This window comes from Mesorhizobium sp. M0830, assembly GCF_040319965.1.
Taxonomy (GTDB): domain Bacteria; phylum Pseudomonadota; class Alphaproteobacteria; order Rhizobiales; family Rhizobiaceae; genus Mesorhizobium.
In genome coordinates this window covers 1-6,213 of record NZ_JAMYOR010000115.1, presented here as the reverse complement: position 1 = coordinate 6,213, position 6,213 = coordinate 1, and the positions used below count along the sequence as shown (strand labels likewise).

Sequence of the window (6,213 nt, the reverse complement as noted above, 5' to 3'; positions counted from 1 at the left end):
GATGAGAACAATCTCGTAGTCGTCATCGAGCAGCCGAACCTGTTCGGGACGCAATAGCGGTGCACCTTGATGTGAATTCTGAATGTTCCAATCGAACGTTCGCGCCTAGCTGTAGGAAATCGATTGGGCTTGAAATGTGAATCCACCGATAGCTTTGGAAATGTAGTTCGGAGTCTCGTCATCTACCTCGATGTTCCTAGAAGCGCGCCGGCAGCCCGGGCGGGGGGCTTGGGGTTAGACTGCCAGCGCACGCCACTCATAAAGAGCGGCCTCTTTTCGCGGTTCGGACACCCATAGTCAACCCGGCAACGTCTGGATGCCCGCTGTGCTTTTTGCAGAGCGGCGATGCCGGGCATATCGGCCGATCCTGTCTAGGATGGTGTGGCCACTCTCGTCGGCCGAGTTGATGCTCCAGCCAGTATCGCCTTGCCGACCAGCATGAGTTCGCCGTTAGCAATCCATTGTTGCGGGCGTTCCAGTCACGGCCTTCCATTCGGCGATGGCTTGCAAGCGATGAACATGTATGGCGAGAGCAGAACGTTTGGGGCGGGGGACGAAGAGGTTGCGGAGGGCTGACAAGGTCGAGACGAAGCGTTGCAGGCCTCCCGGCGATCGGACCCCTGCATCATCCGCTCCCGTTTTCGCGGCGGCACATGGGAATTCTCCGCTCTGTTGTTCAACCCCTTGTGCGACCGGTGCTCGACGTCCGGCATCATCTGTCGCTTTGCCGCTCCATACGAGCGAAGCTAGTCGGTGATCATGCGCTTCGGCGCGAGCCCCTGCTTCTTCCACAGCCGCGTCAGCAAGCGCAACCTCTCGCAGGGTGCGCTCTCAGAGTTCGTTCCTGCGCAGCGGCCTTGTTATCTCGATACTGGATAAGCGTCTACGAACCTACGCGCCGCATAACGAGCTTTGTTGCGCTGGTCAGTTGCGAAGGGTGGCTCTATGCATCGCAGTGGCGGACGCGAAATCCTCACCATCCTTCTGCATCGCGCTATTTGGCTTGCCGAACACCCAATTTCGCCGGCACGCTGCCGCTGAATACGATGATCATCTCGCATTCTTGCTATGGAGACTGTCGTCCTTCCTGGGCACGCGGCTGACGGCGACGAAAGCGGGTTTATTCATGCAACACCCCTTTTTGGCAGGCAAGCTGGTGGACTTCGGGATGTCGGGGGCGAATATAGCGAAGACTCCCGCCGCTCGCTGATGCATTCTGGACGCAACCGCATCGAGCCGATGTGTTCGAGACGCTTCGCGGCTGCAGTCGCCGAACGATGGCGTGGTTATGCGACCTGTTCGGCATGGCTACCCCCGTCCAGTCAGGCGTTCACGAAGGTGTTTGTCGAGAGTTCGTGGAGAAAGTCCGCCACTTATCGTTGGCGAGGGCTTTGCTCCGGAGTGGCGATCGGTGCGCTGATCGACAGGCAGGCTCTGGCCAAAATCGAATCCCATGCCGTCGCGAAAGGCCGCAGAATCGATGCGGGGGCAAACGCATCGCGCGAATGGCACGTCGAACTATCGGTCCGGTCTCCAGCGAGATGACCATCGCGCAAGAAAGAGACATTCGGGCGGCTGGCGCCTGTGATTGCTTCGACGATGCGGATAGGTCGTGCATGAGGCCAACGACACGATCTACGGCCTTCCCCCACATTTGTGCCTCAAACGGAAGCGTGTTTGGCGTGTCGCCGAGGCCTTGGAATATGGCATAGTGGTATGAACACGGGACGCATGTCGTCGGAAGCCGCGCCTTTCGGCCGAGTGAAGCAGTCCGGCATCGGGCGGGAGGGTTCCCGCCATTGCCTCGAGGACTACCTCGAAATGAAATACCTCTGCACGGGCGGCATCTGAAGCATGGGCTTGCAGGGCTCGCAGACCGGTAAACCAGCGAGCCATCTCCAAATATGTGAATTGTGGATTGCTCCTCGACGGGAGCTGAGGGGCGGCTCCGCAAGCCTTACGACGCTCTTTGCGAGCCGTAGCTGCCGAGCTGGCAAAAGGCCGGGCTACGTCGCGCCAGCGCAATCGGCGCGCAGAAAATTAGGCCTACCCGCTCCGGGACCGCGGACCTCGTCAGCTTCTCGTAAGTATGCCCGAGTAGGTTGCTCAGCTGATCTGTGGACGTGAGGCTAACGTGAACCGGCACAAATTTGACCTATCCAATGTAACAGGTTGGCGGCAGGTGCAGCCCCCGGCATCTCAAGAGCAAGCGGCACAGGCCGGGCAAGAGGGCTTTGAGCAGCGCTCGGGCGAGGCGCGCCAAGCCGCTGCCCAAATTCCCGCCCCCGGCGTTCCGGCTCTGCCAGACCCGTTCCATCCTCATCCGTCTCACGGAGACCTGAGCCTCATCGAAGGCGCGGCCCCATGGGAAGCGCAGCCCATGATGCAAGGGAGCGGACAAGAACACGCCGCGGCGCCGTACGCCGGAGGCAGTGGGTCGATGCTAGGTGCCTCGGTGCTGCAGCCGGGTCACTCAACGGCGCGCCATCATCATGCGCCGGATTCGTCAGTGGGTGATCTGAATCCTTCCGCACCGTTCGAGTTGCGTGACCATGCTCGTTCCCCCGTGCCGGCGGCGGTGCAGCCAGATCCTCCAGTAGTGGTCTCCGACGGTCGCGGCTGCAAGCGTCCTCTTTATTCCAACGATGCGACCGTTGTCGAAGGGCTGAGGTCACTCTACGCGGGTAAGGCCAAGGAGGAAACGGTCAAGCGCCATGTAAATTCTCTTTACGGCTTTGGTCGTTGGCTCTTTAAAAATAACAAGCCGGGATTTGCTGCTCGGCTTCACGAGGAGTCGCTGGATGAAGATCTCAAGGAGTACGAGAGCAGTGGTGGCTCCTCGACTGTGGCTGTGGCACTGCGTCGTCTCAGAGAGTCGGCGGGCGGAGTGCCAATGGTGGGCCGCGCTGTCCTGAATCCCGACCCTGCCGACGCCGTGCTCATCAAAGAGTACAAAGCGGCTCTCATCAAAGAGTACAAGGGAGCGCCTGCGACCGGGCCGAATCGCCAAACCATTCACGACTATGGAGCTACTCTTAGACGTTTCAGTGAATACCTGGTTGAAAACAACAAGCCGGGGATTGCGGCTCGGCTTCACGAGGAGTCGCTGGATGAAGATGCCAAGCGCTATAAGGCCTCCAGTGGTGACCGGAGGATCATTGCACTAGCTCAACTCCGGAAGTTCCTGCCGTCCGCCGCACTCGGGCGCGAAATTGCCCTTGCTGCTCGTCCGGAAGACGCACTCGGCATGGAGGCTCGTGCCATTGGGGACGCCGCTGCGCAGCACAGCGGGCCGCAGAAGGCATTGGGTCGGCCAGAGAAGCTCCCTGGGGAAGCTAATGAAGACGCCGCTGTTCTGCCATCGTCTTTCGTACCAACTGGGCACCATCACCAAGCCTCGGATCCCGCAGAGTCCTTTCGTCCCCTGATCTGGCGCGACGGCGACCAGCGCGCGCCGGACGAGCGGATCGCTGCACAGGACAGGAGCAACCTGCTACCAAGCGAGGAGGTGCCACTGAGGCCACCGGAATTCGCTCCTCCCAGCTTGCGGGCGGGGAATTCCGCCTCGCCAGAGCTCTTTCCTGAGGGGATGTCCCCCGCGGTCGAAGGGTTTTTTGGTGTTTTCGGCGACCCCAGCGGGCGGGTGCTCGGCGCATTGCAATTGCTAGGCGACGAACATATCCACAGGGATTACCAGCTCCTGGAGCAGGAGTTGCAGGGGAACAATCCAGAACTCGCCGCCCGGACGCGGTTCGTGGATCCCCTCGTAGCCAATTATCATCTGCGCTTGGGCTCCGAGAGCGACAAGCTAAGCGCATTCCAGCGCATCGTCCATAATCAGAACGGTAACGACACAGCCGACTTCCTGTTCGTGCCAGTGAGCGATGGCGGTAAGACTCTTGCGGAGCGCGGCAAACATTGGTCGCTGCTGTTCGTTGATCGCAGCGACCGGGAACGGCCGGTTGCCTATCATTATGACTCCGTCAGCGGATGGCATGACAAGCTTGCAAAACACCTCGCAGAAAGGCTGGGCGCCAGCCTGGAGACCCGCGTGGACTTACCCCGCATCGCCCAGCAGAGCAACGAGTGGGATTGCGGAGTCTACGTGGTGGACGGCACGCGGGCGCTGGTTGGGCGATTGCAAAGATGGCAGCCAGACCTGCCAGACCTGAACCTCAACAACCTCGTCGTCAATCGGCAGGCACTACAAACCCGACTCATGGGTGACGATACATCTGGAACGGCAAATTATCTCACGAACTTTGAACTCATGGACCGACAGGCGCGAGACGCGGTTAAGGAAAGCCCCGTTGGGACGTTTCACCAGCGGATCAAGCGGCTCGGCCAGTCAGCGCGAGCGTTGCACGACAGAGCCCTGGCTCCAGTCGCGCCGGACCAAGGCAACCCAGACTCGGTGTTCGTACGGGACGTTGTTCCCGGGGAAACACGCCATCATCATGCGCCGGATTCGTCAGTGGTTGATCTGAATCCCCCCGCACCGTTCGAGTTGCGTGACCATGCTCGTTCTATGCCGGCGGCGGTGCAGCCAGATCCTCCAGTAGTGGTCTCCGGTCGCGACAAGCGTCCTCTTTATTCCAACGATGCGACCGTTGTCGAAGGGCTGCGGTCAGCACTCTATGCCGGTAAGGTCGGGGAGCGCACGGTCACGGACCATGTAAATTCTCTTCTCGGCTTTGGTCGTTGGCTCTTTGATAATAACAAGCCGGGATTTGCTACTCGGCTTGACGATCCGTTGCTGGATCAGGATCTCAAGGAGTACCAGCGCGAGAGTGGCTCCTCGAACGTGGCTAGAGCACTGGGTCGTCTCAAAGAGTCGGCGGGCGGAGCGCCAATGGTGGGCCGCGCTGCCCTGAATCCCGACCCTGCCGACGCCGTGCTCATCAAAGAGTACAAAGCGGCTCTCATCAAAGAGTACAAGGGAGCGCCTGCGACCGGGCCGAATCCCAAAACCACTCAGGACTATGCGGCTACTCTTAGACGTTTCAGTCAATACCTGCATGAAAACAACAGGCCGGGGATTGCGGCTCGGCTTTACGAGGGGTCGCTGGATGAAGATGCCAGGCGTTATTTGGACTCCAGTGGTAACCGGTGGATCAGTGCACTAGCTCATCTCCGGAAGTTCCCGCCGTACGCCGCACTCGGGCGCGAAATTGCCCTTGCTGCTCGTCCGGAAGACGCAGTCGGCATGGAGGCTCGTGCCATTGGGGACGCCGCTGCGCAGCACAGCGGGCCGCAGAAGGCATTGGGTCGGCCAGAGAAGCCCCCTGGGAAAGCTAAGCAGCTGAGCGAGATCGGCAATTCAGGCGCTCGCGTGCTGATGCAGGCCCCCACCCATCAAGTGGGTGCATTGGCATGGGAGGCGCAGCCCATGATGCTGGGGGACGAGCACCTGGCACCGCATACCGGAGGCAGTGGGTCGATGCTGGGTGCCTCGGTGCTGCAGCCGGGTCACTCAACGGCGCGCGATTCGTCAGTGGTTGATCTGAATCCCCCCGCACCGTTCGAGTTGCGTGACCATGCTCGTTCTGTGCCGGCGGCGCCTGCCGGGCCAGCGTTCGCCAGGGCTGAGGAGACGCCCTCCGCGGTTGGCGAGGCCGCGGAGGCCGCAAGGTGGGCTCGGTTGCAAAAGCAAATGGACGAACCAGTGCATGATCCCGGCCCTCAAGTGGATACATCGCCATGGGAGGCGCAACTCATGGTGCAAGGGAGCGGACAAGAACACGCCGCGGCGCCCTACGCCGGAGGCAGTGGGTCGATGCTGGGGGCCTCGGTGCTGCAGCCGGATCACTCAACGGCGCGCCATCATCATGCGCCGGATTCGTCAGTGGTTGATCTGAATCCCCCCTCACCGTCCGAGTTGCGTGACCCTGCTCGTTCTGTGCCGCCGGCGCCTGCCGGGCCAGCGTTCGCCAGGGCTGAGGAGACGTCCTCCGCGGTTGGCGAGGCCGCGGTGGCCGAAAGGTGGGCTCGGTTGCAAAAGCAGAAGGTCGACGCTGATTTGTCGGGATATTTCGACTCGATTCCGCACGCGGACCTTCTACGATCGCCATGGGAGGCGCAACTCATGACGCAAGGGAGCGGACAAGAACACGCCGCGGCGCCCTACGCCGGAGGCAGTGGGTCGATGCTGGGTGCCTCGGTGCTGCAGCCGGGTCACTCAACGGCGCGCGATTCGTCAGTGGTTGATCTGAA

General features: G+C 61.0%; 1 protein-coding gene and 3 pseudogenes. 2 read left to right on the top strand and 2 right to left on the bottom strand.

Annotation, left to right across the window (positions count from 1 at the left end; genetic code table 11):
- Window positions 1-183 (bottom strand): annotated as a pseudogene (locus NKI20_RS33180) (type IV secretory system conjugative DNA transfer family protein); the annotation flags it as partial.
- Window positions 184-450: 267 nt separating this feature from the next.
- Window positions 451-809, bottom strand: a pseudogene (locus NKI20_RS33175) (DDE-type integrase/transposase/recombinase); the annotation flags it as partial.
- Between the two features lie 507 nt (window positions 810-1,316).
- On the opposite strand from NKI20_RS33175, the pseudogene NKI20_RS33865 reads away from it, so the two are divergent.
- Window positions 1,317-1,851: pseudogene (locus tag NKI20_RS33865) on the top strand (aldehyde dehydrogenase family protein); the annotation flags it as partial.
- Between the two features lie 658 nt (window positions 1,852-2,509).
- Window positions 2,510-6,213: Ulp1 family isopeptidase (locus tag NKI20_RS33165; RefSeq protein ID WP_352838182.1), on the top strand; the 3,704-nt coding region annotated here is incomplete at its 3' end.